Raw genomic sequence first — 26,164 nt, forward strand, 5'->3', positions numbered from 1 at the left:
CGGCGCCCGCCGGGCTCACTCCTTCACCGCCCCGCCCAGCATGCCCTCGATGAACCGGCGCTGCAGCGCCACATAGACCACGACCACCGGCAGGGCGATGAGCACCGAGGCCGCCGCGAGCAGCGCCGCGTCGGAGCTGTGCTGGCCCTGGAAGAAGGCGAGGCCGAGGGGGACCGTGCGATGAGCCTCGTCGCTGACCATCACCAGGGCCATCAGGAACTCGTTCCAGGTCCACATGAAGGTGATCACGACCATGGTGGAGATCGCCGGGCGGCCCATCGGGACCAGCACCCGCCACAGCGTGGTCCAGGTGTTCGCCCCGTCGAGCCGGGCCGCCTCGATGACCGACCGTGCGCTGCCGCGGAAGTACGTGCGCATCCAGAAGACCCCGAAGGCCAGGGACTGCGCGGTCTGCGGCAGGATCAACGCCCAGTAGCTGTCGGTGAGTTCGGCGTAGCGCAGATCGAAGTAGAGCGGGACGACCAGCGCCTCCTGCGGCAGCGTCAGCCCGATCACGAAGAGGTGGAACAGCACCGTGGAGCCGGGGAAGCGCATCACCCCGAAGGCGTACGCGGCGAGGATGGCCAGCACCGTGGTGGCGGCCACCACGACCACCGTGACCAGCACCGAGTTCCCCAGATAGGTGCCGAAGTGGCCACGGCTCCAGGCGTCGGCGAAGTTGCTCCAGTGCAGACCGTCCCTGGGCAGTGAGAAGCCGGTGTCCAGGGAGCTCTGTGAGCCGAAGGCGGTGGAGAGGATGCCGATCACGGGGGTGAGCGCGATGACGGTGAAGAGGGCGAGGATGCCGTAGGTGACGTTGCGTTCCAGGCGTGTGGTCATGCCCGCCGCCCTTCCACGAGCCGGGAGACCGTGACGGTCAGGACGAAGATCAGGACCGTGAGGGCCACGCCGACGGCGGCGGCCGAGCCGACCTGGTTGGTCTCGAAGGCCCGGCGGTAGACCTCGTAGGCGGGGACGGAGGTGGCGTTTCCGGGGCCGCCGCTGGTGGTGATGTAGATCAGGTCGAAGTTGCGCAGCCCCGCCACGATGGTCAGGGTCAGCGCCACCGCGATCTGCGGCCGCAGACCGGGCAGGGTGACGGTGAGGAACTCGCGCAGCGGCCCGGCGCCGTCCATCCGCGCCGCCTCGTACAGCTCGCGCGGGATGCGCTGGGCTCCGGCGAGGAAGAGGACCATGCACAGCCCGGTGCCGACCCAGGTGCCGACGACGCCGACGGCGGGCAGCGCCCAGGTGTAGTCGCCGAGCCAGGGGCGGGCGAGGCCGCCGAGGCCGACGGCGCGGAGGACGTCGTTGAGCAGCCCGTCGGGGGCGAGGATCGAGCGCCAGGCCACGCCGACCACGATCAGCGCCAGGACCTGCGGCAGGAACAGGACCGTACGGAAGAAGGTCATCCCCCGCACCCGGGCCCGGGACATCACGGCGGCCAGCAGCAGCCCGATGGCCACCGGCAGGGCGGCGTAGAAGACGAGCAGCAGCAGCGCGTGGAGGAAGGGGGCGCGCAGGCCGGCGTCGGTGAACAGCGCGCGGTAGTTGTCGAATCCGGCGGGGGTGGCGACCGTCAGCCCGTCCCAGTGCACGAAGGACAGCCACACCGACTGTCCGAAGGGGTAGAGCAGGAAGACGGCGTACACGATCAGCGCGGGCAGGATGTAGAGGTAGCCGATGGCCCGCGGCTCGCCGGGCGCGCGGCGGCGGTAGGCCCTGGTCAGGGCGGCGAGCCTCATCGGGGCCCCGCTGAGGTGTGCTGCTCGCGCTGCTTCTTCACAAAGGCCCCGTAGTCCTTCTGCAGGGTCGCGGCGAAGGCGTCCGGGGAGGTCTTGCCGCTGACCACGCCCTGGAGGGCGGCCGAGAGGGTGTCGTAGAAGGTGGGGGTGGAGTAGTCCAGGTACGGGACGAGTCCATCGGCGGCGCTCAGCCGCTTCCAGCCGGCGATCATCTGGCCGTCGGCGCTGTCCGGGCGCACCCCTGCCGCGGCCTTCGCGGGGACGGCGGGCAGCACTCCGTGCCGGGTCATCACGTCCGCGGCGTGTGCGTTGGTGAGGAAGTCCAGATAGGCGGCGGCCACCTCCGGGTGGCGGGAGCGGGAGGTGATGGACCAGGCGAGGCCCTGGCCCCCGGTGGTGACGGGGTCGCCGCCGGCCTTGGCGGGCGGGGGCGGCATGATGCCCAGCTTGTCCCCCATGGGCTTCTTCAGGTCGGCCAGCTGCCAGGTGCCGGTCAGCAGATACGCGCCGTCGCCGGAGGCGAACTTCTTGGCCGCGTCGTCGTAGCCGAGGCCGTTGGCGCCGCCGGGCAGATAGCCGCGCTTCGCCCAGTCGGCGAGGGTGGCCGCGGCGTTCTTGGTGGCGGCGTTGTCGAAGCCGTCGCCGCGGCCGAGGACGGTGTCGCGGGCGTCGGCGGCGCCGAGCTGGTCGTGCAGCACCCCGAAGGTGTGGATGGCGGGGTACTTGTCGAGGTTGCCGAACTGGATCGGCAGCTCGCCGCGGGCCTTGAGCCGGGCCAGGCCGTCGGTGAACTCGCCCCAGGTGCGCGGGGGCCGGAGCCCCGCCTGCTTCAGCCGGTCCTTGTTGTAGTAGAGGCCGATGTACTCGCCGGTCTGGGAGATGCCGTACAGCCGCCCCCTGCCGAAGTCGTTGCCGTCGGCGGAGACCCGGTTGAGGCCCAGCAGGGTGGCGGGGTAGCGGGTGTTCCAGTCGTAGATCCCGGCGTAGTTGTCCAGCGGGGCGAGCAGCCCGGCCCGGACGAAGGCCACCATGTCCGGGTAGCCCTGGTTGGCCTGGATGACATCGGGCGGATTGTTGCCGGAGACGGCCAGCTTCAGGGTGGTCTTCAGATCGGTGAAGCTCCGGGCGACCCGCTTGATCCGCACATTGGGGTACTTGCGCTCGAACTCCCGGTTGAGCTGCTGTATCTCCCCGTTGGTTCCGCCGCGTATCTCCTGGTCCCACACGGTCAGCGTGGTCTTTCCGGCCTTGGCCGGATCGGGTATGGCGGTGGCCGCGCCGGTCCCGGCACCGGCGGCCCCCGAGCCGTCGGTGCCGGGGACACACCCCGCGGCGAGCAGGACGACGCCGATGGCGAGCGCGGCCGGAACGGCTCTGCCGCGGGTCCGGCGGGCCCCGGTACGGGCGAGTTCCATGGGGTTCTCCTCGATGCGGTGATCAGGACCGTCAGGACCGTTGCGCACTGTCATGCACCCGGAAACCGATGGTGGGCAGGGCCCGCAGCCGTGGGCAGCCGTGCACCCGGTCCGGGATCAGATCGCCCAGGAAGGCGTAGCGGCGGGCGAGTCCGGCCGCGTCCGCCCCGCCGTCGGCCGCCCGGCGCGCACGGTTCCACCAGGCGGCCATCTCCGGCCAGCCGGGCGCGGCCAGGGAGCCGCCGAAGTGCTGGACGGAGAGGGCGGCGGTGAGGTTGGCGAAGGCGAGCCGGTCGGCGAGCGGCCAGCCCGCGAGCGTGCCGGTCATGAATCCGGCCACGAAGACATCGCCCGCCCCGGTCGGGTCCAGCGCGTCCACGGGCAGCCCGGGCACCTCCGCGCTCTCCCCGGTGAGCGAGTCGATGGCCACGGCGCCCTCGGCGCCCCGGGTGACGACCGCGATCGGCACCAGCTCCGCCAGGGCGCGCACCGCCCGCTCGGGGCTGTCGGTGCGGGTGTAGCGCTGGGCCTCGGCCGCGTTGGGCAGGAAGGCGTGGGCGTAGGGCAGATCGGGGAGCGCGGCGGGGTCCCAGCGGCCGGTTTCGTCCCAGCCCACATCGGCGAAGATCTTGCTGCCCTGGGCGTGCGCCCGGCGCACCCAGTCCTCCTGCCGCCCCGGTTCGAAGGAGGCCACACAGGCGCGGGAGCGGGGCGGCGCGCCCCTTACGGCGGGCGGCGGGGCCGGGTGTTCATGGGTGACCATGGTGCGCTCGCCCTCGTACGCCATGGAGACCGTGACCGGGGAGTGCCAGCCGGGAACACGGCGGGAGGGGGTGAGGTCCACGCCCTCGCCGAGGGCGAGGCTCTCCCAGCAGTAGTCGCCGTAGACATCGGTGCCGAAGGCGGCGGCGAGCGTGGTGTGCAGGCCCAGCCGGGCCAGGGCGGTGGCCATGTTGGCGATGCCGCCGGGGCTCGATCCCATGCCGCGCGCCCAGGACTCGGTGCCGCGGACGGGGGCGTGGTCGAGCCCGGTGAAGATGATGTCCAGGAACACGGTGCCGGTGAGGTAGACGTCGTGCTCGGGATCCGTGGCGGCGCGCAGCGCCGCGAGCGGGTCGATCGGTTGGATCGGATCAGGGGTTCCGGCCGTGGTGCTCACCGACGTGCCTTTCCTTGTGCGGCATGGCCTGTTCGCGCCCAGGGTCCTTCTGACGGATCTCCGCGGCGTCGCGACGCCCGGCACGCCCTCTCGCCGTACCGGACGCCGCTCCTTCGCCCACGGAAATCCGTCAGAAGGACCCTGGTGGCGTGAGCGACACCTTGCACCTCACCCGAGGTGAATGCAAGAGGTCGATCAGAGTCGCGCACACTCGCTCATCTGCAGTACGTTGCCACCATGCTGCGAGAGAGCCGCCACGAGAAGCTGCTGAGCATCCTCGGCGAGGAGGGCGTGCTCCCCATCGGGGAGATCGCCACGCGTCTCGGCATCAGCGAGGCCACGGCTCGCCGGGACATCACCGAGCTGGGCCGGGCGGGCCGGCTCACCCGGGTCTACGGCGGCGCGGTGGCGGCACCCACTCAGGACGAGGAGCGCCCGTTCAGCGAGGTGGTGGTCGACGACCTGGCCGACAAGGAGGCCGTGGCCCGGGCCGCCGCGGAGCTGGTGGCGGACGGCGATGTGCTGCTGCTGGACATCGGCACCACCACCCTCCAGCTCGCCAAGCTGCTGCGCGGCCGTCCGGTCACCGTGGTGACCAGCAATCTCGCGGTCTACGACGAGCTGCGCGACGACCCGCGGGTGACCCTGATCCTGCTGGGCGGGCAGGTGCGCGCCAACTACCGCTCCGTGGTCGGCTTCCTCACCGAGTCCAATGTCCGCCAGCTGCGGGTCGGCCGGCTCTTCCTCGGCGCGAGCGGGGTGCTCCCCGACGGCAGCGTGCTGGACAGCACCCATGTGGAGGTGCCGGTCAAACGGGCCATGCTCGGCGCGGCCCGGGAGGTGGTGCTGCTGGTCACCGCGGGGAAGTTCCCCGGTGACACCGGCCTGGCCCGGATCTGCGGACCGGAGGGCATCGACACCCTGATCACCAACAAGACATCCGACCCGGCGACGCTCGCCGTGTTCCGCGAGGGCGATGTGGAGGTAGTGACCGTATGAGGCTGACTGTGCTGGGCGGCGGAGGGTTCCGTATGCCCCTGGTGTACCGGGCGTTGCTCGATGACACCGGGGACGAGGCGGGGCGCTGCACCGAACTGGTGCTGTACGACACCGACTCCCGCCGGCTGGACGCGATCCGCGCCGTCCTGGCCGAACAGGCCACGGGCCGCCCCACCGCCCCCGCGGTCCGGGCCACCACCGATCTCGATCAGGCGCTGCGCGGCGCCGACTTCGTCTTCTCGGCCATCCGCGTGGGCGGTCTCGAGGGCCGGGCGAACGACGAGCGGATTCCGCTCGGCGAAGGGGTGCTGGGGCAGGAGACCGTCGGCGCGGGCGGGGTGCTCTACGGGCTGCGCACCCTGCCGGTGGCGCTGCGGATCGCCGAGCGGATCGCCACCGTGGCCCCGGACGCCTGGGTCATCAACTTCACCAACCCGGCGGGCATGGTCACCGAGGCGATGCAGCGGGTGCTCGGCGACCGGGTGATCGGCATCTGCGACTCCCCGGTCGGCCTGTGCCGCCGCGCCGCGCGGGCGGTCGGCGCCGATCCGGACCGGGCCGTGTACGACTATGTGGGCCTGAACCATCTGGGCTGGCTGCGCCGGGTGGTGGTGGACGGCCGGGACCGGCTGCCGGAACTGCTCGGCGACACCGGCGCCCTGGAGTCGTTCGAGGAGGGCAAGCTCTTCGGCGCCGAGTGGCTGCGGGCGCTCGGCGCGCTGCCGAACGAGTATCTGCACTACTACTACTTCAACCGGGAGGCGGTGGCCTCGATCCGCCAGGCCCCGGCCACCCGTGGCGAGTTCCTCCGCGACCAGCAGGCCCGGTTCTACGAGACGGCGGGCTCCGGCGCGCCCGGCGCGCTCAGGGAGTGGGAGCGCACCCGGCTGGAGCGCGAGGCCACCTACATGGCCGAGAGCCGCGAGGCCACCGGCGGCTGGGAGCGCGACTCCTGCGATCTGGACGGCGGCGGCTACGACCGGATCGCGCTGGCCATCATGCGGGCCATCGCCCGCGATGAGCGCGCCACGCTGATCCTCAACGTACGCAACCGGACGGCCGTCCCCGGTCTTGACGAGGACGCCGTGGTGGAGGTGCCCTGTCTGGTGGACGCGGGCGGGGCGCGGCCGCTGGCGACCGGTGCGGTGGCGCCGGACCAGCTCGGTCTGATGCTGTCGATCAAGGCGGTGGAGCGCTCGGCCATCGAGGCGGTCACGACCGAAGCGGGCAGCGATTCGGGCATCGCCCGCGGTGCGGCCCTGCGGGCCCTGGCGCTCCATCCACTGGTGGACTCGGTCAAGGTCGCGGGCCGGATTCTCGACGCCTCCGGGGCGCCGGCCCGCCTCTAGCACATGTCCGTTCGGGCATTCCCCAGTATCTGAACCCGCCCGGACGGGCTCCGTTCACGCCCCCTTTCGGCAAACGGGCGAGAAACGGGCCCACCGGATGGACAACCAGGCAGCCGGGTTCCTCACCGTCCGTTGCCTCATCCGCCTCGGCCTGCTCTTATAACGGTTGTGAAACGGGCGCATACGGTCATGATCTCTGTGGTGCCAAGGCTGGCTTCCCCTGTTGCAGGCTTGTAAAACTGCCACGCAAGCCGAAAGACCTAGGCAGGAGGTGCGGCGTGGACGCGGAGGAACGCCGTCGGGAGATCCTCGACACGGCTCGCCGTGCCGGCGTCGTCGACGTCGGCAAGCTCGCCGCCGACCTCGGGGTGTCCAAGGAGACGGTGCGCCGCGACCTGCGGGTCCTGGAACAGCACGGACTGGTGCGGCGTACCCATGGCGGCGCCTACCCCGTGGAGAGCGCCGGTTTCGAGACCACCCTCGCCTTCCGCACCACCATGCACGTACCGGAGAAGTCGCGGATCGCGACCGCGGCGGCCGATCTGCTGGGCGATGCCGAGACGGTCTTCATCGACGAGGGCTTCACCCCGCAGCTCATCGCGGAGGCCCTGCCCAGGGACCGGCCGCTCACCGTGATCACCGCTTCCCTCACGACCGCCACCGGCCTCGCCACCCGTGACAACACCACCGTGCTGCTCCTCGGCGGCCGGGTGCGCGGGGGCACGATGGCCACCGTCGATCACTGGGCGACGCATATGCTCTCGGGCTTCGTCATCGACCTGGCGTTCATCGGCGCCAACGGCATCTCCCGCCAGTACGGCCTGACCACCCCGGATCCGGCGGTCAGCGAGATCAAGGCGCAGGTGGTGCGGGTGTCCCGGCGGAAGATCTTCTCCGGGGTGCACACCAAATTCGGAGCCGTCAGCTTCTGCCGGTTCGCAGATGTCTCGGACTTCGAAACGATCGTGACCGACACGGGTCTACCGCTGACCGAGGCACACCGCTATTCGCTGCTGGGCCCCCAGATCGTCAGGGTCTGACGCCCTTCCCCCGCTGTTTTTCCTTCCCCACGTCCCTTCGATTGGACCCGTTATGCCAGTCCTGACTCTTCGCGCTGCCCGGATACCGCTGGTGGCCCTGACCGCGGGCGCGCTCCTGAGCGGTTGCGCCGGTATGGGGGGCGGCAGCTCAGGCGACAAGACCATCCGCGTCCTGATGGTGAACAACCCGCAGATGGTGGACCTGCAAAAACTCACCAAGAAGTATTTCACCAAGGAAACGGGCATTACGGTCGACTTCACGATGATGCCCGAGAACGAGGTCCGCGACAAGATCAGTCAGGACTTCGCCAATCAGGCGCGCCAGTACGACGTGGCCACCATCAGCAATTTCGAGGTGCCGTTCTACGCGAAGAACGGCTGGCTGCTGCCGCTCGACGGCTACGCCGCCAAGGACAAGGCATTCGACCAGAAGGACGTCCTTCCCTCGATGCGGCAGTCGCTGACCGCCGAGGACGGCAAGCTCTACGCCGAGCCCTTCTACGGTGAGTCGTCGTTCCTGATGTACCGCAAGGACGTCCTCGCCGAGAAGCATCTGAAGATGCCCGAGCGGCCCACCTGGCAGCAGGTCGCGAACATCGCGGCCAAGGTGGACGGCTCCCGCAAGGGGATGAACGGCATCTGCCTGCGCGGACTGCCCGGCTGGGGGGAGCTGATGGCCCCGCTCACCACGGTGGTCAACACCTTCGGCGGCACCTGGTTCACCAAGGACTGGAAAGCGCGACTGGACTCGCCGGAATTCACCAAGGCGACCAAGTTCTATGTCGACCTGGTGCGCAAGCACGGTGAGGCCGGTGCGGCCCAGTCGGGCTTCGCCGAGTGCCTGAACAACCTCACCCAGGGCAAGAGCGCCATGTGGTACGACGCCACCTCGGCCGCCGGGTCGCTGGAGGCGAGCAAGTCCCCGGTCAAGGGCAAGATCGGATATGTCCAGGCGCCGGTGGTGAAGACCGAGAGCTCGGGCTGGCTCTACACCTGGGCGTGGGGCGTCCAGAAGGCGTCGCGCCACCCCGACAACGCGTGGAAGTTCATCTCCTGGGCATCCAGCAAGAAGTACGAGGCCCTGGTCGGCAAGACCTTCGGCTGGGCCAATGTGCCCGCGGGAAAGCGGTCGTCCACCTACACCACTCCGGAGTACCGCGAGACCGCCGGCAGCTTCTCCGAGGAGACCCGCAAGGCGATCCTCAGCGCCAAGCCCCGTGATCCCGGAGTGCAGCCGCGGCCGACCATCGGCATCCAGTTCGTCGACATCCCCGAATTCGCCGATCTCGGCACCAAGGTCGCCCAGGAGATCAGCGCCGCCATCGCCGGAAAGCAGTCCGTCGAGGCGGCATTGAAGAATTCGCAGAAGCTGGCCGAGAAGGTCGGCGAGGAGTACCGATGAGTAATCCGACGACGGCAGTACCCGTGAGCGGCCAGCGGCCACCGACCGCGGCCCCCGCCTCCGCGGGGCGCCCCGTGGCAACCCGGAACCGGGCCCGGGAGTGGGCCACCCGGGCACCGCTGCTGCCCGCGCTGATCTTCCTGATCGTGGTCACCCAGCTTCCGTTCGTGGCCACGCTGGTGATCTCGCTCTTCGACTGGAACTCGTTCCGGCCCGACCGCCGTGCGTTCGCGGGGCTGGACAACTACAAGACGGTGCTCAGCGACGCCTCGCTGCGCGAGTCCATCGTCACCACCGTGCTGCTGACCGCCTCCGTGGTGATCGTCAGCGTGGTGCTGGGGCTGCTGCTGGCACTGCTGCTGGACCGCAAGTTCCGCGGCCGGGGCCTGGTGCGCACCATGCTCATCGCGCCGTTCCTGCTGGTGCCGGTGGCCTCGGCGCTGCTGTGGAAGCACGCGCTGTACAACCCCGAGTACGGCCTGTTCAACGGCGTGCTCAACTGGCTGGGCGGGCCCCAGCCGGAGTGGCTCACCGATACGCCGCTGATCGCGGTGGAGGCGTCGCTGATCTGGCAGTGGACGCCGTTCATGATGCTCATCCTGCTGGCCGGACTGCAGAGCCGCCCGCTGGACATGGTCGAGGCGGCCCGGCTGGACGGGGCGGGCAACTGGCAGATCTTCCGCTTTCTGACGCTTCCGCATCTGCGCCGCTATCTGGAGCTCGGCACCCTGCTGGGGTCCATCTACATCGTGCAGAACTTCGACGCCGTCTTCACCATGACCCGCGGTGGCCTGGACACCGCCAACCTCCCCTACACCATCTACGAAACCTTCTACAACGCCCACGAGTACGGGCTGGCATCGGCCGCGGGAGTCGTGGTGGTGATCGGCACGATCATCATCGCCACCTTCGCGCTGCGCGTGGTGTCGTCCCTCTTCCGTGAGGAGGCGTCCCGCGCATGACCGCCGTGAGCACCCCGGTGACCATCACATCCGTACCGGAAGCCACCCGCCGGGCCAAGCGGCGCGGTGCCGCGCTCGGCGTGCTGGCCTGGTTCGTCGGCATCCTCTTCGTACTGCCCGTGCTGTGGATGCTGCTGACCTCGTTCCACTCCGAGGCCGACGCCGCCACCAACCCGCCGTCGCTGGCCGCTCCGCTGACCCTCGACGGGTACAAGGACTTCTTCGGCGTGGGCGGAGGGGCGAGCCCCTGGCCCGCGCTGCTCAACTCGGTGGGCACATCCCTCTTCTCCACCTGCTTCGTGCTGCTGCTGGCGCTTCCGGCGGCGTTCGCGCTGTCGATCCGGCCGGTGCGCAAGTGGACGGATGTGATGTTCTTCTTCCTGTCCACGAAGATGCTGCCGGTGGTGGCCGGACTGCTGCCGGTGTTCCTGTTCGCCAGGGACATCAACTTCCTGGACAACGTCTGGCTGTTGGTGATCCTCTACACCTCGATGAACCTGCCGATCGCGGTGTGGATGATGCAGTCCTTCCTCGCCGACATCCCGGTGTCGATCATCGAGGCCGCCCAGATGGACGGGGCGCGGCTGCCCACCATCCTGTGGCGGGTCGTGGCCCCGATCGCGGGTCCGGGCATCGCCGCCACCTCGCTGATCTGCTTCATCTTCAGCTGGAACGAGATGCTCTTCGCCCAAGTGCTCACCGGTGTGGTCGCCCAGACCGCCCCGGCGTTCCTGACGACCTTCGTGACCAGCCAGGGGCTGTTCCTGGCCAAGGTGTGCGCCGCGTCGATCGTCATTTCCCTGCCGGTGCTCGCCGCCGGTTTCGCCGCCCAGGACAAGCTGGTCCAGGGCCTGTCGCTAGGAGCAGTCAAATGAGGGCCGCAGTCATCGAAGCGCCCGGGAAGGTCACCGTCGCCACCGTCGCGGACCCCACCCCGGGCCCCCGTGAGGTCGTGGTGGACGTGGCGGCCTGCGGGCTGTGCGGCACCGATCTGCACATCCTGCAGGGGGAGTTCGCGCCCACGCTGCCGATCGTCCCCGGGCATGAGTTCGCCGGTGAGGTCGTCGGTGTAGGCAGCGATGTCACCGAGGTGGCGGTGGGCGACCGGGTCGCCGTGGACCCCTCCCTGCACTGCCACGAGTGCCGTTACTGCCGGATCGGCCGGGGCAATCTGTGCGACAACTGGAACGCGATCGGGGTCAGCGTCCCCGGCGGGGCCGCCGAGTTCGCGGTGGCCCCGGTGGCCAACTGCGTCAAGCTGCCCGAGCAGGTGGACGTGGCCGACGCGGCCCTGATCGAGCCGCTGTCCTGCGCGGTGCGCGGCTATGACGTGCTCAACGGCAACCTGGGCGCCGAGGTGCTCATCTACGGCTCCGGCACCATGGGGCTGATGATGCTGGAGCTGGCCAAGCGGACCGGCGCCACCAGCGTGGACATGCTCGATGTCAACCCCGAGCGGCTGTCCACCGCCACCACCCTCGGCTGCTCCCGGTCCGCCGCCTCGGCGGACGAGCTGGACCAGCCGCGGGGCTGGGACGTGGTCATCGACGCCACCGGCAACCAGGCCGCCATTCAGGACGGCCTGGGCCGGGTGGCCAAGGCCGGAACGTTCCTGCAGTTCGGTGTCTCCGACTACGCGACGCGGGCCACCATCGAGCCGTACAAGATCTACAACCAGGAGATCACCATCACCGGCTCGATGGCCGTACTGCACAGCTACGAGCGTGCCGCCGGGCTGTTCGCGAGCGGGGTGCTGGACCCGAAGATCTTCATCAGCCACCGGATGCCGCTGGAGGAGTACCCCAAGGCGCTCGACCAGTTCAAGGCGGGAGTGGGCCGGAAGATCGTGGTCGTCCCGTAACCGTGTGTGGTTGACGGCCCAAGCCCGGAGCACCAGGCTTGGGCCGTTATCGATCACGGTCGGCGGGAGGGGCGGGCACATGGGCAAGGGCGACGCGGTGGTGGTGGGCGGGGGTCTCGCGGGCACGCTGGCCGCGGGCGCGCTCCTCGGCCACGTCGACACGGTCACCCTGGTGGAGCGCGACCGCTACCCGGACCGGCCCGCCTTCCGCAAGGGCGTGCCCCAGGGCCGCCATCTGCATGTCTTCCTCAGCGGCGGGCGGCGCGCCCTGGAGGAGCTGTTCCCCGGGCTGAACGGCGAGTTGGAGGCGGCGGGCGCGCACCGCCTGGAGGCGCCCCGCGATGTGATCACCAAGGGTGGCAACGGCTGGCAGCGCCGCTTCCACGAGGGCAGACACGCCACCACAAGCTGCACCCGGGCGCTGTTCGACGCCACCGTACGGGCGCGGGTGCTCGCCGAGGCCGAGGGGTCCGGGACCCGGGTGGAGGTGCTCCAGGGCACCGAGGCCATCGGGTTACTCGGCGGGGCGGACCGGGTGACCGGCGTACGGGTGCGGGCGCGGGACGCCGGACGCGCCGAGCGGGAGTTGCCCGCCGATCTGGTCGTCGACGCCTCGGGGCGCGGCTCGCGCGCCCCCAAGTGGCTGGCGGAGCTGGGCGCTCCGGCGCCGCGCGAGGAGGTCGTCGACGCCGGGATCGGCTACTGCACCCAAGAGTTCCGGCCCGCCGAACCGCTGGACATGGCGATGGTCGTCCAGCCGCGTCCGGACTGTCCGCGCGGTGCGGCGTGGTCCCCGGTCGAAGGGGGCACCTGGCTGCTGACGCTGGGCGGTGTGCGCGGTCACCATCCGCCGACCGAGGGCTCGAAGGTGCCCGGTTTCGTCAAGTCCCTGGGCGAGCCCGCGCTGTACGAGCATCTGCTGACCTGTGAGCCGGTGTCCCCGCCGTACGGGTTCCGCGACACCTCCAACCGCCGCCGCCACTACGACGTCCCGGGCGGGGTGCCGGAGGGGTTCCTCGCGGTCTCGGACGCCGCCTGCACCTTCAACCCGGTCTACGGCCAGGGCATGGCGGTGGCCGCCCTCAGCGGGCTGGCCCTGCGCCGCTGCCTGGCCGAGGGGGGCCTGCGGCCCGGTTTCGCGGCCGCGGCGCAGCGCGCCGTGGCCCGGGCGGGCGACACCGCCTGGCTGACCGCCGTCGGCGCGGACCGCCCGTACGCCACGGACGGGGACGCCACGCCACCGGGGGCGGCGGAGCGGCTGCGGAGCTGGTACGTCGGGCGGCTGGCGGACCGGGCGTCGGTCGACCGGGTGGTCGGAGCGGCGTTCCGCGACGTCATCTATCTGGCCGCGGGGCCGTCCCGGCTGCTGTCCCCCGGGGTCGCCCTGCGGACGGTGCTGCTGCCGAGGGCCCGGGGCCTGACGGACCCGCCGCTGCGTGTGGAGAGCTGACCCGGGAAAGTGCCCGGGAGGGTGCGCTCAGCCGGTCGCGTCGCGCAGATGCGCGGCCGCCGCCTGCTCCAGGTGGGCCAGGTCGCTGCTGACCGTGGCGAAGGTGAAGCCCTGGGCCAGGCGCTTGGCGGCCGTGGCCCCGTCGGGGCAGTGGATACCGGCGGCGATGCCCGCGGTCCGGGCCTCCTCGGCGACCTTCGCCAGCGCCGCGTCGAACTTCTCCGCCACCGAGGTGTCCGTCGAGGTGCGGCCGCCGAGCGCGATGGTGAGGTCGGAGGGGCCGATGTAGACGCCGTCGAGCCCGTCCGTGGCGCAGATCTCCGTGGTGTTGGCCAGCGCCTGGGCCGTCTCGATCATCACGACGCAGGCCACCTGCCGGTTGGACTCCGCCGGGGCGGGGCCGACGCGCAGACCCGCGCGCATCGGGCCGTAGGAGCGCACTCCGAGCGGGGGGTAGCGGCAGTAGCTCACCGCGGCGGCCGCCTCCTCGGCGGTGTTGACCAGCGGGACGATCACCCCGCGGGCGCCGGCGTCGAGGGCCTGGCCGATCCAGAAGCCGTCGTTGCCCGGGACGCGCACCATACCGGCGGCGGTGCCGCGGGCGTCGATGGCGGTCATCGCGCCGAGGGTGCCCTTGTAGTCGAGGAGGCCGTGCTGGGCGTCGACGCAGATGTAGTCGTAGCCGAGCCCGGCCAGGCGCTCGGTGCCGACGGGATTGTCGAGGACGACCCAGTAGCCGATGATCCGCTGGCGTGCGCGCAGCCGGGCCGCGAAGTCGGCGGGGGAAGTGTTCATGCTGTCAGCTTCTCTCCTTCGGCGAGTTGTGCGGCCTCTTCGCTCCATGCGCGTTATGAGCGGCACGCTCGCACGATTGCACGTAACACGCAAGTGACTGCGCATTTTCCGCGAGGAATCAGCGCGAAATGCGCAGACTGATAGGGTTGCTCAGGGCTGCGCAGAGTCGCGCAGAGTTACGGAAGGATGGGGGCCGCGATGCGTCAGGGGGCCGGGGCGGAGGAGCGCAGACGGCTGCGCGCCGGGGACCGCCGGGAACTGATCGCCCGAATGATCCAGACCGATGGCACGGTCGTCGTGGAGGAACTGGCCCGCTCGCTGGAGGTGACACCCTCCACCATCCGCCGGGATCTCGCGCTCCTCACCGAACAGGGCGCCATCGCCCGCACCTACGGCGGCGCGATGAGCGCCGGTCACACCGCCGAGCCCACCCTCGGGCAGCGCAGCGGGCTCGCGGTCGCCGAGAAGGACCGCATAGGGCGATGGGCGGCCGCGCGGATCGGGCCGGGCGACACCGTCATCCTCGACGCCGGCACCACCACCGGACGGCTCGCCCACCATCTGCGCGCCCGCAGCGACCTGACCGTGATCACCTGCGGGCTCACCGCGCTGCGCGAGCTGGCCGAGGCGGACGGCGTCGAGCTGATCACCCTCGCCGGGACCCTGCGCCACGTCAGCCAGGGCTTCGTCGGGCCGCTCGCCGAACTGACCCTGTCCCGGCTGACCGCGGACAAGGTGTTCCTCGGCGCCGACGGGCTGGACGCGCGGCTGGGGATCTGCGAGGCGAGCCTCCAGCAGACCTCGCTCAAGGAGATGATGGCCGACCGCGGCAAGGAGGTGTACGTCCTCGCCGACAGCAGCAAGCTGGGCCAGTCCCCGTTCACCGCCTGGGCCCCGCTGGACCGGCCGTGGACGCTGGTCACCGACAGCGACGCCACCGATGACCAGCTCGGCCCCTTCCGGGCGCTGCCCGACACCGAGGTGATCATCGTCTGACGGCGCACCTCCACGGCCACGGTGGCGGCGACGGGGTGAGGGGCCGGGAGCCGTGCTCCCGGCCCGCTCGGGTCAGTCCCGGTGTACCTGGCCCGCTCGGGTCAGTCCCGGTACATCCGCGGCGCGGCCGCGGCCGTCGCGCCCGCGCCCACGAGGCCGAAGCTGTCCTCGACCTCGGCCTTCTCGGCGGCGTTCGGGTTGGGGTTGGTGCAGGAGACCCCGGCGGTGGAGCCGGACATCAGGCTCGAGCACGGCCCCGGCTTCATGTCCGGCAGGCCGAGGATGTGGCCGAGCTCGTGCGAGGAGATCCGCACCGTGTTGTAGCCCTCGTCGACGGCCTGGCGGCCGAAGTAGATCGTGCCGCTGCCCAGACCGGTCGAGAGGGTGCGGGGCCAGCCGTTGTCCGCGATGATGCGGACGTTGGCCCGCTGCCCGGACGTGGCCGGCTTCAGCTGGACGTTGACCACGCTCTGGTTCCAGATCGCCGCGCCCTTGGCCACGGCGTCCTTGAACTCGGCGGCCCCGCTGGCGTCGTACGTCACCGTCCGCGCGGCGGCGGTGTGCTCCGCCGGGGCGGCGGAGGCGGGGGCGGCCACGGCCTGTCCGGCCGTCAGGGCGAGCACCGCCGTCACCGCGGCGGGTAAGGCGCGTACGAACGTGCTGGATCTCACGATCGGCCTCCTCGTGGGGGAAGGATGGACGGAGCAAGTGGGCATGAGCATGGCATGTCGCCGTCTCGTCGGCCACTGTGCCCGCCCACCTTCTCTCATCCGGCCGGTTGTCCACAGGTGGTCACCGCGAGTACCTCCCGGCACCCTAGAATCGCCGGATGGCTCTCCCCGACACCGGCCCCGACATGAGCGACGCGCCCGGCCCCGAGACGAGCGAGGCGCTCGGCGTTCTGCACCGCGTCTTCGGTTACGACTCGTTCCGGGGAGGGCAGCAGGAGATCATCGACCATGTGGTGGCCGGTGGTGACGCGCTCGTCCTCATGCCGACCGGCGGTGGCAAATCGCTGTGCTACCAGATCCCGGCGCTGGTGCGGAAGGGCGTCGGCGTCGTCGTCTCCCCCCTGATCGCGCTGATGCAGGACCAGGTCGACGCGCTGCGGAACCTCGGGGTGCGGGCCGGGTTCCTCAACTCCACCCAGGACCTGGACGAGCGGCGGATGGTCGAGGCCGAATTCCTCGCGGGCGAGCTGGATCTGCTCTATCTCGCCCCGGAGCGGCTGCGGGTCGAGTCCACGCTGCGGCTGCTGGACCGGGGCCAGGTCTCGCTGTTCGCCATCGACGAGGCACACTGTGTGGCCCAGTGGGGGCACGACTTCCGGCCCGACTACCTGGCCCTGTCCGAGCTGCACGAGCGCTGGCCCACCGTGCCCCGGATCGCGCTGACCGCGACCGCCACCGAGGCCACCCACGCCGAGATCGCGTCCCGGCTGAAGCTCCAGGACGCGCTGCACTTCGTGGCCAGTTTCGACCGCCCGAACATCCAGTACCGGATCGCCCCCAAGAACGAGCCGAAGAAGCAACTGCTGGAGCTGTTGCGCACCGAGCACCCGGGCGAGGCGGGGATCGTCTACTGCCTCTCCCGCTCCTCGGTGGAGAAGACGGCCGAGTTCCTGGTGGCCCAGGGCATCGACGCGGTGCCGTACCACGCCGGGCTGGACGCGCGGACCCGCGCCGAGCACCAGGCGCGCTTCCTGCGCGAGGACGGTCTGGTCGTGGTGGCCACGATCGCGTTCGGGATGGGGATCGACAAGCCCGATGTGCGGTTCGTGGCCCATCTGGACCTGCCCAAGTCCGTGGAGGGCTACTACCAGGAGACCGGCCGGGCCGGGCGTGATGGACAGCCCTCCACCGCATGGCTGGCGTACGGACTCCAGGACGTGGTCCAGCAGCGGAAGATGATCGACACCTCCGAGGGCGACGACACCCATCGGCGCCGCCTCGGCGCCCATCTCGACGCGATGCTGGCGCTGTGCGAGACGGTGGAGTGCCGCCGGGTGGGGCTGCTGGCGTACTTCGGCCAGAAGTCCACCCCCTGCGGCAACTGCGACACCTGCCTCACGCCCCCGGAGTCCTGGGACGGCACCATCCCCGCGCAGAAGCTGCTGTCCACGGTGGTGCGGCTCAAGCGGGAGCGCAACCAGAAGTTCGGCGCGGGGCAGATCATCGACATCCTGCTCGGCAAGAAGACGGCCAAGGTCATCCAGTTCGACCATGACGCGCTCTCGGTGTTCGGCATCGGCACCGAGCTACGCGAGGCCGAATGGCGCGGTGTGGTACGGCAGTTGCTGGCCCAGGGCCTGCTCGGCGTCGAGGGGGACTACGGCACGCTGGTGCTCACCGACGCGAGCGCGGAGGTGCTGGGCCGGCAGCGCGAGGTCAGGCTGCGGCGCGAGCCGGAGAAGGCGTCGCGCACCGCGGCGGGGAAGACGGGGGCCTCGGGGAAGGCCAAGAAGGCCCCGGTGGATCTGCCCGAGGAGGCCGTGCCGGTCTTCGAGCGGCTGCGCGCCTGGCGTGCGGCGACCGCGAAGGAGCAGGGCGTCCCCGCGTATGTGGTCTTCCACGACGCCACCCTGCGCGAGATCGCGACCCGTGCCCCGGCCACGCTCGAGGAGCTCGGCACGGTGAGTGGGGTCGGCGAGAACAAGCTGGTGAAGTACGGGCAGGGGATTCTGGACACCCTGGCCTCCTGACGAGCCGGTGCGGCCCACCTCGAGCCCGCGGCGGCCCGCCAATCTGCTGACGATACGTCAAACCCCCGCTTCCGCAAGCCGGGAGCGGGGGTTTGGCATGCCTGGAGCACAGGGGTTACCGACGGGTGTTACCTGAGGTAACGTCAGGGCCCGTGGCCCGTGGCCCATGGTCCGTGGCCGCCGGGGACTGGGGTGCTCCGGCGGCCACTCACCCTCGCGCCGTTCCTCATGCCGTACGAGGCGGTCCCTACAGCTCCTTGATGCGGATGTCGCGGTAGGAGATCACATCATCGGTGCTGTGGACCTGGAGACCGATGTATCCGGAGGAGTACCGACGGCCGTCCGTGCCGGGGTCGTCCGAGCGCGGCGGGGTGAACTCCTGGCCGCCGGTGTTCTCGAACTCATTGAGCAGCACACCGTTGCGGTAGATCGAGAAGTGCTGACCGACCACCCGGATCTCATAGTCGTTCCAGCTGCCCTTGGGAGTGACCCCCGCCCCGGCCAGCCCGACCCGGTCGAAACCGTAGATCGATCCGGTCTTGTACATATCGCCGTCCGGGCGGTCGAGGATCTGCACCTCGTGCCCGTACTTGATGGCGACCCACTCCGGACGGGACTCCTCGGGGTGGTCATGGACGTACGGGAAGCGCACGAAGACACCTCCATTGGCATTGCCCGTCCCGGGTGCGTCATCGCGGAACTGGAGCTTCAGCGAGAAGTCGTCGTACGTCCGCTGCGGGAACCACAGCATGCCCATGCCCTCGACCGAGGTGCTGCTGGTGATGCTGCCGTCGTCGTTGAGACCGAAGGCCCCGCCACCCACGTGCTGCCACTTCTCGAAGGACTTCTTGGTGCCGTCGAACAGCGGGCGGTAGCCCTCGTCCTGACCGGGCTTGCCGATCCCGGACTGCTTGGCCGCCTTGTTGATCGCCCGGTACTCGCGCTGGTCGATGACGCCGTCGGCGAGCAGCTTGTCGGTGACGGCGGTGACGTGCTTGAGGAAGAGGGCGTGGGAGGACCAGTCCTTCTCGTCCTCGATCAGCTCATTGATGGTGCAGCGGCTGCGGGTGATGCGGTTGGGGACGCCGGTGTCCACCGTGCCGACGATCACCGTGAGGCGCTCGTCCCACTCCGGACACGCGGGTGCGGGCACCCCACCGCCCGCGGCCACGGTGAACGCGATCGCCTGCGCCTCGGAGGTGTTGCCCGCCTTGTCGGTGGCGCGGTACGCCACGGTGTGACGCCCCACCCGGTCCACCACCACGGGGGTGGCGTAGGCGAGGTACGGACCGCTGTCCAGGGAGTACTCGACCTTCTCCACCCCGGAGTCGTCGTCCGCGGCGGTGAGCGTGACCTTGGCGCTGCCCACATAGGCGCCGTCGGAGTTCTTCGTGCCGTCGACCTGCGCGGAGGTCACCGGGGGGATGGTGTCCTCGGCCGGCGGGACCACGACGCGGAAGTCCACCGACTTCACCTGGGACACATTCCCCGCCTTGTCCCCCGCCCGGAAGCGCACCGTGTGCGCGCCCGCGTCATGGACCATCACCGGACCGGTGTAGGGCTGGAACTCCCCCTGGCCCAGGGCGTAGTCGATCCGGTTGACCCCGGAGCCGGTGTCGGAGGCGGTGATGGTCACGGTGGCCATGCCGATGTACGCACCGGACGGGTCCTTCTCACCGGAGACGGTGGCGGAGGTCTCCGGCGGTGTGGTGTCGTCCGTCGGCGGCGCCACCAGGCGGAAGTCCACCGACTTCACCTCCGACACGTTCCCCGCCTTGTCCACGGCCCGGTAGCGGATGGTGTGCTGCCCGACCTGGTGGACCATCACCGGGGCGGTGTAGGGCTGGAACGCCCCGTCGCCTTCGGCGAACTCGATCCGGTCCACGCCTGAGCCCTCGTCGGTGGCGGACACGCTGACGGTGGCCATCCCGATGTACGCGCCGTCCGCGTCTCGTTCGCCCTCGACCTTCGCCGAGACCTCGGGCGCGGTGGTGTCCTCGCCCCCGCCGCCGTCGGTGACCACCAGGATGCCCTGCATCTGGCCGTGGCCGGGGATGGTGCAGTGGTAGCGGTAGCGGCCGGGGCTGAGGGTGACCTCGGCGGTGTGCTTGCCGCCGCTGTCGTCCGAGGGATTGGCGAGGATGTTCAGCGGGACGTCGTTGTTGTACTCCGGGTCGGAGACATCGAACGTCAGGGTGTGCGGCATCCCCATGGTGTTGCCGGTGGCCGTGCTGTTCTCGAAGACGATGGTGGCCTTCCCGGCGACCGCCGTGGTGGGCGCCGAGGTGTACTTGGTGATGTCGTCACCCGCGGTCCAGGTGAGGGTCTGCTGGGCGGCCTGCCGGGTGTCGTCCTGCCCGTAGGCCACCGTCGCCGTCGCCGAGCTCAGCCCGAGGACCATGAGCAGCGCGGCGAGCAGCGGCAACCAGGGTCTGATGGGTTTGGGGCGCCTTCGCTTCACGGTCACTCCGCCTTCCTGGCCAGATCCTGGGCGAGCGGAGTGGGCTCGCCGCCGGTGTACGTGATGTGCCACAGCGCCGACTTGGAGTCGGAGGTGAAGAAGCCGCGCCCGTAGTCGAGGACGTAGAGCGAGCCGTCCGGGGCGAACTTCCAGTCCATGAGGTTGCGGATGCCGTCGGCGCCCACCGGGATGATCTTCTTGAGGGATTCGGCGTGCACCGGCAGCCCGCCCTTGCCGACGGTCTTCGGGTCGGTCACCACCGCGTGGCGCGGCTGGTCGGCGTCGTAGAAGTCGCCGACGAACCACTTGCCGTCCCAGTACTGGGGCCATTTGGTGGTGCTGTCACTGGTGGCGTCGTACCGGTAGACCGGGCCGTTCATGGTGGCCTGGCCGCCGCCCTTGAGCCACGGCAGCAGGTACTTGGCCTCCGACACCTTGTAGCTGGGGATGCCGTTCGCGTCCCGCGGATAGTCGGGGGCGCCGCCCTGGGGCGAGTACCAGATGGTGTTCCCGGTGATGGGCGGCAGGTTCACCAGACCGTCGTTGTTGGGTGACTCGTTCTTGGGGTGGTCGCAGTCGTACCAGCCCAGCGGCTTGCTGGGGTCGGGCAGATTGCGGTCCCGGTAGGGCTGCTTGTTGCCCATGCAGAACGGCCAGCCGTGGTTGCCCGCCTTGGTGATGGCGGCGAAGGTGTCGTACTTGGCCGGGCCCCAGGTGGTGCTGGGCTCGCCCGCGTCCGGGCCGACCCAGCCCGCGTAGAGGATGTCGGTCTTCTGGTCCACGAAGATCCTGGCCGGGTTGCGCACCCCCATCACATAGATCTCGCCACGGGTCTTGCCCCCGCCCTCGTCGGGCTCCTTGCCGGTGAAGAGATTGCCCTCGGGGAGGGTGTAGGTGCCGTCGTCCTCGGGGTGGATCCGCAGGATCTTGCCGTTGAGGTTGTGGGTGTTGCCCGCGGTGCGGCGGGCGTCGGCGAAGGAGACGCCCTTGTAGTTCGGCTGCGGGTTGTTGCCGGAGTAGCCGTCACTGAACTGGGAGGAGTTGTTGTCCCCGGTGGCGATGTAGAGGTTGCCCTTGGAGTCCCAGCTCATCCCGCCGCCCGCGTGGCAGCAACTGTGGATCTGGACCGGCCAGGAGAGCAGGACCTTCTCCGAGCCCAGGTCCAGCTTGTTGCTCTTCAGGTCCAGGGTGAACCGGGAGACGCGGCGCTCGGCCATCTGGGTGTCCCGGTTGATCCGGGAGTGCGGGGTGTAGTGCAGATACACCCAGCCGTTGGTGAGGAAGTCCGGGTCCAGTTCGATGCCGAGCAGCCCCTCCTCGTTCTTGATCAGCTCATCGCCGCCGCCCTTGTTGCCGAAGACGGTCACGGCACCCGCGAGCGTCACCTTGCCGGTGGCCGGGTCGTAGACGTGGATCTGGCCCTGGCCCTTGCCGATCTCCGGGTCGTTCCAGTCGGTGACCACGGGCGCGCTGTTGTCACCGCCGCCCCGGCCGATGTACAGCACCCGGCCGTCCCCCGCGACGACGAGGCCGTGCGGCTCGCCGATCTGGTCGGACTGGCCCGGCTGATTGGGCTTGGTGACGCGCTCGGCCTTGTAGTTCGCGTTGATGGTGGCCTTGCAGTCGGCGCGGGAGAGGCGGGTGGTCCACAGCAACGCGCCGCGCAGATGGGCGCGGAAGTCGGTCTCCTGGAAGGTGGCCACCGTGCCGCCCATACCGGTGTAGAAGGAGCGGCCGCCGTCGTAGTCACGGCACCAGGAGATCGGGTGGTCCGCGCCGTTGGCGCCCGCGCCCGGCTGGTAGCTGGACTCGCGGACCCGGGCCACGGTGTGCACCGTGCCGGAGGGGTTGTTCTTCCAGTTGAGCCAGGTGTCGGTGCGCTTCCACTCCAGCGGCAGCTCCTTGGTGGCCGGGTGGACGCGGTCGCCGACCTCCACCACGGCGCGCTGGGCGGTGGCCGGGCCGCCGGCGGCCGGGCGGGCGCCGATCAGCCCGGTGAACCAGTCGGAGTACGGCTCGTTGCGGGCCGCGTCACGGATGCCGAGGAAGCCGCCGCCCGCCTCCATGTACGCCTCGAGCCCCGCTTCCTGCTCGGGGTCGAGCACATCGCCGGCGCCGGTCAGGAAGACCACGGCGTTGTACTTGCCGAGCCGGGGCTTGGTGAAGACCGAGGCGTCGGCGGTGGCGTCGACGGTGAACCGGGTCGCCGCGGGTCCCTGGTTGCCGATCCGCTCGATGGCCTCGATGCCCGCGTTCACCGTGGCGGGCTCGTCCCCCGCCGAGCCGTGGAACACCAGGACCCGGACGTTGTCACCGCCGGGCGGCGACGGCAGCGTGAGTGGCGCACGATCCTCGGGCCGGGCGCTGGCGGGGGTCCCGCCGAGCAGGGTCGCGGTGAGGGCGCCGAAGAGCAGGGCCGCCACCCCCGCACGTCTCCTTCGCAGCCGACCGACTGTCAGCCCTCTCCTCTTTGAGGGCATTTGGTACGGTATGTCCCGCATTGGTCACCCATCCCTCTCACGTACCGATAACACCGCTGAAGGAAGCTAGACGGCTTTTCGCAAGTCGCCAATAGCTATGACCGCAACTCAACGAACTTTGTCCTGAGTGTGGATGAACGAGGATCCCCCGGCTACCGTGAAAGCACCCCGGGGCATCTGCGCATCGTCAACGGCAGGGGATCCACAGCGATTTGGGAGAACGATGAGCGACGCACCCGGCTCCACCTCCAGACGCGGTCTCAGCAGACGGCTCTTCACCGGCGGCGCGGCCGCCGCGGCCGTCGGACCGCTGACCCTCACCTCCCCCGCCGCCGCCAAGGCGCCGAAGGCCCCGTCCGGCGGGGTCGAAACGGCGGCCGCGGGCGGCGCGGTCCGCCATCTCAAGCTCTACGCGGAGAAGCTGCCGGACGGCCAGATGGGGTACGGGCTCGAGAAGGGCAAGGCCAGCATCCCCGGTCCGCTGATCGAGCTGACCGAGGGCGACACCCTGCACATCGAGTTCGAGAACACCATGGACGTCACGGCCAGCCTCCATGTGCACGGCCTGGACTACGACGTCGCCAGCGACGGCACCCAGCTCAACCGCAGCGCCGTGGAACCGGGCGGCACCCGCACCTACACCTGGCGCACCCACGTCCCGGGCAAGCGCGCCGACGGCACCTGGCGCCCGGGCAGCGCGGGCTACTGGCACTACCACGACCACGCGGTGGGCACCCCGCACGGCACCGGCGGCCTCCGGAAGGGGCTGTACGGACCGGTGGTGGTGCGGCGGGCGGGCGACATCCTGCCGGACAAGCAGTTCACGATCGTCTTCAACGACATGACGATCAACAACAAGTCGGGGCATGACGCCCCCGAGTTCCGGGCCACGGTGGGCGACCGCGTCGAGATCATCATGATCACCCACGGCGAGTACTACCACACCTTCCATATGCACGGGCACCGGTGGGCGGACAATCGCACCGGACTGCTGGAGGGCCCGGACGATGTGAGCCGGATCATCGACAACAAGATCACCGGGCCCGCCGACTCCTTCGGCTTCCAGGTGATCGCCGGGGAGAACGTCGGCGCGGGCGCCTGGATGTACCACTGCCATGTCCAGAGCCACTCCGACATGGGCATGGCCGGGCTGTTCCTGGTCGCCAAGGCCGATGGCACCATCCCCGGCTACGACCCGCACCGGCTGTCGGCGCACCGCCCGGGGTAGCCGCCGGAGCGACACGACGGGGCGGGCCGCCGGGCCCGCCCCGTCGCCGTATCGCGTCCCGTCAGGCGGTGTGCAGCCGCAGGCCGTACACCGACAGGATCTCGTTGACCGGCTGGTACCAGGTCTCGCCGCCGCTGGAGCAGTTGCCCCAGCCGCCCGAGGTCACGCCCTGGGCCTGGTCACCGCTGATGAACGAGCCGCCGGAGTCGCCGCCCTCGGCGCACACACTGGTCTTGGTCATCTGGTACACGGCGCCCTGGCTGTAGTTCACGGTCTCGTTCTTGGCCAGGACCGTGCCGCAGTGCCAGTGGGTGGTGGAGCCGGAGCGGCAGATGGAGGCGCCGATCGGGGCCTCGGCGGAGCCACGGACCAGTTGGTCGGGGACGGTGCCCCAGCCGAGCACCACCGGCACGGTCCACCAGCCGCTGCCGACGCTGACGTAGGCGTAGTCGTTGCCGGGGAAGGAGGAGCCCTGGAAGTTGCCGATGTACGAGCCGTCCCAGCCGCTGACGGAGCCCCCCGCCTGGCCGCAGTGCCCGGCCGTGACGAAGCCGCCCTGGACCGAGAAGCCTATGGAGCAGCGGACGTTGCCGGTGTAGTACGGGTCGCCGCCGACCGTACCGGCGGCGAAGGTCGTCGGCGCCTGGGCGGGGGCCTTCTCGACGGTGACCGGGACGGAGGCCGAGCGCTTCGCCTCGCGGAGGAACGCGCGGACGGCCGCGTCGCCCTCGCGCCCCTCGCGGACCCGGACCACGACGGCGCCCGCCCGCGGGTCGGTGCTCCAACTGCTCACCCCGGCCGGGGCGGCCTGCTTCCGGGCCTTCTCGTCCAGGCGCGCCTTGGCCGCGTCGAGTGCTTCGGCGCTGTGCTTCACGATCCGGGTGGTGACGCCCGTGGCCCGTACCGACGCGGCCCGCTCGGCGCTGGTGACGCCGACGACCAGCTTCCCGCTGCCCGTGTCGAACCACGAGCCGCCGTAGGAGGCGCCCGCGGCGCGCTTGGCCTTGGGCTCCAGCCTCATGGCGGCGGCCTCCTGGCCGAGCCGCTCCCGCGCCTGGTCCGCGGTCAGGCCGAGGTCCCGGCCGAGTGCGCGGACGAGGCCGGCGGACGGCGCCGACGCGGCGGCGGGCTTCGCCGCGGGGGCGTCGGCGCCGGATGCCGCGGCGGCGGTCGAGAAGGCCCCGCCGGCGCCCGAGAGGGCGCCGAGGACGAGAAGTGCGGACAGTCCGGCACGGACAACGGGCTTCCGTCTCATGGAAGTTCCCCTTCTGCTCGGCAGTGAGAGCGCTTTCACGTGTCGATCGCGCAGAGCCTAGCGAGCCACCGGAGAAAGTCCAGACCAAAGCCGTGATCGGTCACGGTCGGGCAGGATGCCGCGACGGGCTCAAGGGGCTTCGTCCGGATTCCAGTTGAGCAGCCGCACCTGGGCGACCGTGCGGACATGGCGGCGCATGGCCGCGGCGGCGGCCTTGGGGCGGCGCTCGGCGATGGCGTCCAGGATGCGCTGGTGCTGGGCGAGCGAACGCCTGGGGCGGCCGGGCTGGCGCAGCGACTCCTCGCGGCTCTCGGCGATCTGGTCGGAGATCGAGCGCATGAACTCGGCGAGCAGCGGGCTGTGCGCGGCCGCGGTGACGGCGGCGTGGAAGCGGCGGTCGCCCTCGACGCCGTGGCGGTCGGACTCGATCTCGTCCTCCATCCAGTGCAGGGCCTGCTGGAGGGCGATGAGGTCGTCGTCGGTGCGGCGCTCGGCGGCGAGCTCGGCCAGCTTGGTCTCCAACGCCTCGCGGGCGTCGAGCACATCGGGCAGTCTGCGGCGGCGCTCCACCAGCCGCTCGACGGGCTCGGTGTCGAGGCTGTCGCGCAGCAGGCACATCCCGCCGCCCTGGCGCACCTCGACGAGCCCCTGCACCTCGAGGACGACGATGGCCTGTTTGACCGAGGCGCGGCTGATGCCGAGGCGCTGGGCCAGCTCGCGCTCGGTGGGCAGCCGGTCGCCCGCCTTCAGACCGCCCTCCTCGACGTAGGCGCGCAGCCTCTCCAGCACCTGCTCGTACAGGCGCTGACGGCTCATCGGGCGCAGCGCGTCCTCGACCATTCGGGCTCCCCCCATCGCGGTTTGTG

Annotated in this window: 21 protein-coding genes; 11 read left to right on the forward strand and 10 right to left on the reverse strand. The window is 70.6% G+C overall.

Annotated features, from left to right (window positions below; all coding sequences use genetic code 11):
- Positions 1-15: 15 nt before the first annotated feature.
- The 4 genes from ACZ6TD_RS07295 to ACZ6TD_RS07310 are packed head-to-tail and all read right to left on the reverse strand — an operon-like array spanning position 16 to position 4,319.
- The gene (locus ACZ6TD_RS07295; protein ID WP_471351724.1) at positions 16-840 is read right to left on the reverse strand and encodes a carbohydrate ABC transporter permease; all 825 of its coding nucleotides are present in this window, start codon (positions 838-840) and stop codon (positions 16-18) included.
- Positions 837-1,745, reverse strand: coding sequence for a carbohydrate ABC transporter permease (locus ACZ6TD_RS07300; RefSeq protein WP_471351726.1), 909 nt, complete (start codon positions 1,743-1,745; stop codon positions 837-839). The genes ACZ6TD_RS07295 and ACZ6TD_RS07300 overlap by 4 nt, the downstream gene beginning before the upstream one ends.
- Positions 1,742-3,160 carry an extracellular solute-binding protein gene (locus ACZ6TD_RS07305; RefSeq protein ID WP_471351727.1) on the reverse strand — a complete coding sequence of 473 codons (1,419 nt, stop codon included), beginning with the start codon at positions 3,158-3,160 and terminating at the stop codon, positions 1,742-1,744. The genes ACZ6TD_RS07300 and ACZ6TD_RS07305 overlap by 4 nt, the downstream gene beginning before the upstream one ends.
- A 31-nt stretch (positions 3,161-3,191) precedes the next feature.
- Positions 3,192-4,319 (reverse strand): carbohydrate kinase family protein, encoded by a 1,128-nt coding sequence (locus ACZ6TD_RS07310; RefSeq protein WP_471351728.1) that lies wholly within the window; start codon positions 4,317-4,319, stop codon positions 3,192-3,194.
- A gap of 237 nt (positions 4,320-4,556) precedes the next feature.
- Here ACZ6TD_RS07310 and ACZ6TD_RS07315 point away from each other — a divergent pair, with 237 nt between their 5' ends.
- The 8 genes from ACZ6TD_RS07315 (at position 4,557) to ACZ6TD_RS07350 (ending at position 13,382) form a co-directional block, all read left to right on the forward strand.
- The gene (locus ACZ6TD_RS07315; protein ID WP_471351730.1) at positions 4,557-5,318 is read left to right on the forward strand and encodes a DeoR/GlpR family DNA-binding transcription regulator; all 762 of its coding nucleotides are present in this window, start codon (positions 4,557-4,559) and stop codon (positions 5,316-5,318) included.
- Positions 5,315-6,667, forward strand: a complete 1,353-nt coding sequence (locus ACZ6TD_RS07320) for a 6-phospho-beta-glucosidase (protein ID WP_471351732.1) — start codon at positions 5,315-5,317, stop codon at positions 6,665-6,667. Before ACZ6TD_RS07315 ends, ACZ6TD_RS07320 begins: the two co-directional genes overlap by 4 nt.
- Positions 6,668-6,945: 278 nt before the next feature.
- Complete coding sequence (locus ACZ6TD_RS07325; protein WP_137981334.1) at positions 6,946-7,707, forward strand: DeoR/GlpR family DNA-binding transcription regulator; 762 nt, start codon at positions 6,946-6,948, stop codon at positions 7,705-7,707.
- A gap of 52 nt (positions 7,708-7,759) precedes the next feature.
- A complete protein-coding gene (locus ACZ6TD_RS07330; protein ID WP_471351734.1) occupies positions 7,760-9,109 on the forward strand; it encodes an ABC transporter substrate-binding protein in 1,350 nt (449 codons plus the stop codon).
- On the forward strand, positions 9,106-10,071 hold the full coding sequence (locus ACZ6TD_RS07335) for a carbohydrate ABC transporter permease (protein ID WP_471351736.1): 966 nt from the start codon (positions 9,106-9,108) through the stop codon (positions 10,069-10,071). Before ACZ6TD_RS07330 ends, ACZ6TD_RS07335 begins: the two co-directional genes overlap by 4 nt.
- A complete protein-coding gene (locus tag ACZ6TD_RS07340) occupies positions 10,068-10,946 on the forward strand; it encodes a carbohydrate ABC transporter permease (RefSeq protein WP_471351737.1) in 879 nt (292 codons plus the stop codon). Before ACZ6TD_RS07335 ends, ACZ6TD_RS07340 begins: the two co-directional genes overlap by 4 nt.
- A complete protein-coding gene (locus ACZ6TD_RS07345) occupies positions 10,943-11,932 on the forward strand; it encodes a zinc-dependent alcohol dehydrogenase family protein (protein WP_470007278.1) in 990 nt (329 codons plus the stop codon). The genes ACZ6TD_RS07340 and ACZ6TD_RS07345 overlap by 4 nt, the downstream gene beginning before the upstream one ends.
- 79 nt (positions 11,933-12,011) lie before the next feature.
- A complete protein-coding gene (locus tag ACZ6TD_RS07350; RefSeq protein ID WP_471351738.1) occupies positions 12,012-13,382 on the forward strand; it encodes an NAD(P)/FAD-dependent oxidoreductase in 1,371 nt (456 codons plus the stop codon).
- Between the two features lie 27 nt (positions 13,383-13,409).
- Here the strand turns inward: ACZ6TD_RS07350 and ACZ6TD_RS07355 are convergent, their stop codons facing one another.
- Positions 13,410-14,177 carry an HpcH/HpaI aldolase family protein gene (locus ACZ6TD_RS07355; RefSeq protein ID WP_471351740.1) on the reverse strand — a complete coding sequence of 256 codons (768 nt, stop codon included), beginning with the start codon at positions 14,175-14,177 and terminating at the stop codon, positions 13,410-13,412.
- A gap of 198 nt (positions 14,178-14,375) precedes the next feature.
- Here ACZ6TD_RS07355 and ACZ6TD_RS07360 point away from each other — a divergent pair, with 198 nt between their 5' ends.
- Positions 14,376-15,173, forward strand: coding sequence for a DeoR/GlpR family DNA-binding transcription regulator (locus ACZ6TD_RS07360; protein ID WP_471351741.1), 798 nt, complete (start codon positions 14,376-14,378; stop codon positions 15,171-15,173).
- Between the two features lie 101 nt (positions 15,174-15,274).
- Here the strand turns inward: ACZ6TD_RS07360 and ACZ6TD_RS07365 are convergent, their stop codons facing one another.
- Positions 15,275-15,844, reverse strand: coding sequence for a snapalysin family zinc-dependent metalloprotease (locus ACZ6TD_RS07365; protein WP_471351743.1), 570 nt, complete (start codon positions 15,842-15,844; stop codon positions 15,275-15,277).
- 158 nt (positions 15,845-16,002) lie between these two features.
- Here ACZ6TD_RS07365 and recQ point away from each other — a divergent pair, with 158 nt between their 5' ends.
- Positions 16,003-17,874: a DNA helicase RecQ gene (gene recQ, locus ACZ6TD_RS07370; protein WP_471351744.1), complete on the forward strand. Its 1,872-nt coding sequence runs from the start codon at positions 16,003-16,005 to the stop codon at positions 17,872-17,874.
- 247 nt (positions 17,875-18,121) lie between these two features.
- Here recQ and ACZ6TD_RS07375 read toward each other — a convergent pair whose 3' ends face one another.
- Together ACZ6TD_RS07375 and ACZ6TD_RS07380 are read right to left on the reverse strand one after the other, a co-directional pair.
- Positions 18,122-20,275, reverse strand: coding sequence for an OmpL47-type beta-barrel domain-containing protein (locus ACZ6TD_RS07375; protein ID WP_471357533.1), 2,154 nt, complete (start codon positions 20,273-20,275; stop codon positions 18,122-18,124).
- A gap of 62 nt (positions 20,276-20,337) precedes the next feature.
- A complete protein-coding gene (locus ACZ6TD_RS07380) occupies positions 20,338-22,815 on the reverse strand; it encodes a ThuA domain-containing protein (RefSeq protein ID WP_471351745.1) in 2,478 nt (825 codons plus the stop codon).
- A gap of 223 nt (positions 22,816-23,038) precedes the next feature.
- Between ACZ6TD_RS07380 and ACZ6TD_RS07385 the strand changes: the two genes are divergently transcribed.
- Positions 23,039-24,043 carry a multicopper oxidase domain-containing protein gene (locus ACZ6TD_RS07385; RefSeq protein WP_471351746.1) on the forward strand — a complete coding sequence of 335 codons (1,005 nt, stop codon included), beginning with the start codon at positions 23,039-23,041 and terminating at the stop codon, positions 24,041-24,043.
- Between the two features lie 61 nt (positions 24,044-24,104).
- On the opposite strand, the gene ACZ6TD_RS07390 is transcribed toward ACZ6TD_RS07385, so the two are convergent.
- Positions 24,105-25,298, reverse strand: coding sequence for a S1 family peptidase (locus ACZ6TD_RS07390; RefSeq protein ID WP_471351748.1), 1,194 nt, complete (start codon positions 25,296-25,298; stop codon positions 24,105-24,107).
- A gap of 129 nt (positions 25,299-25,427) precedes the next feature.
- Positions 25,428-26,138, reverse strand: a complete 711-nt coding sequence (locus tag ACZ6TD_RS07395) for a FadR/GntR family transcriptional regulator (protein ID WP_471351750.1) — start codon at positions 26,136-26,138, stop codon at positions 25,428-25,430.
- Positions 26,139-26,164: the final 26 nt, after the last annotated feature.

Source organism: Streptomyces yongxingensis, from assembly GCF_055597465.1.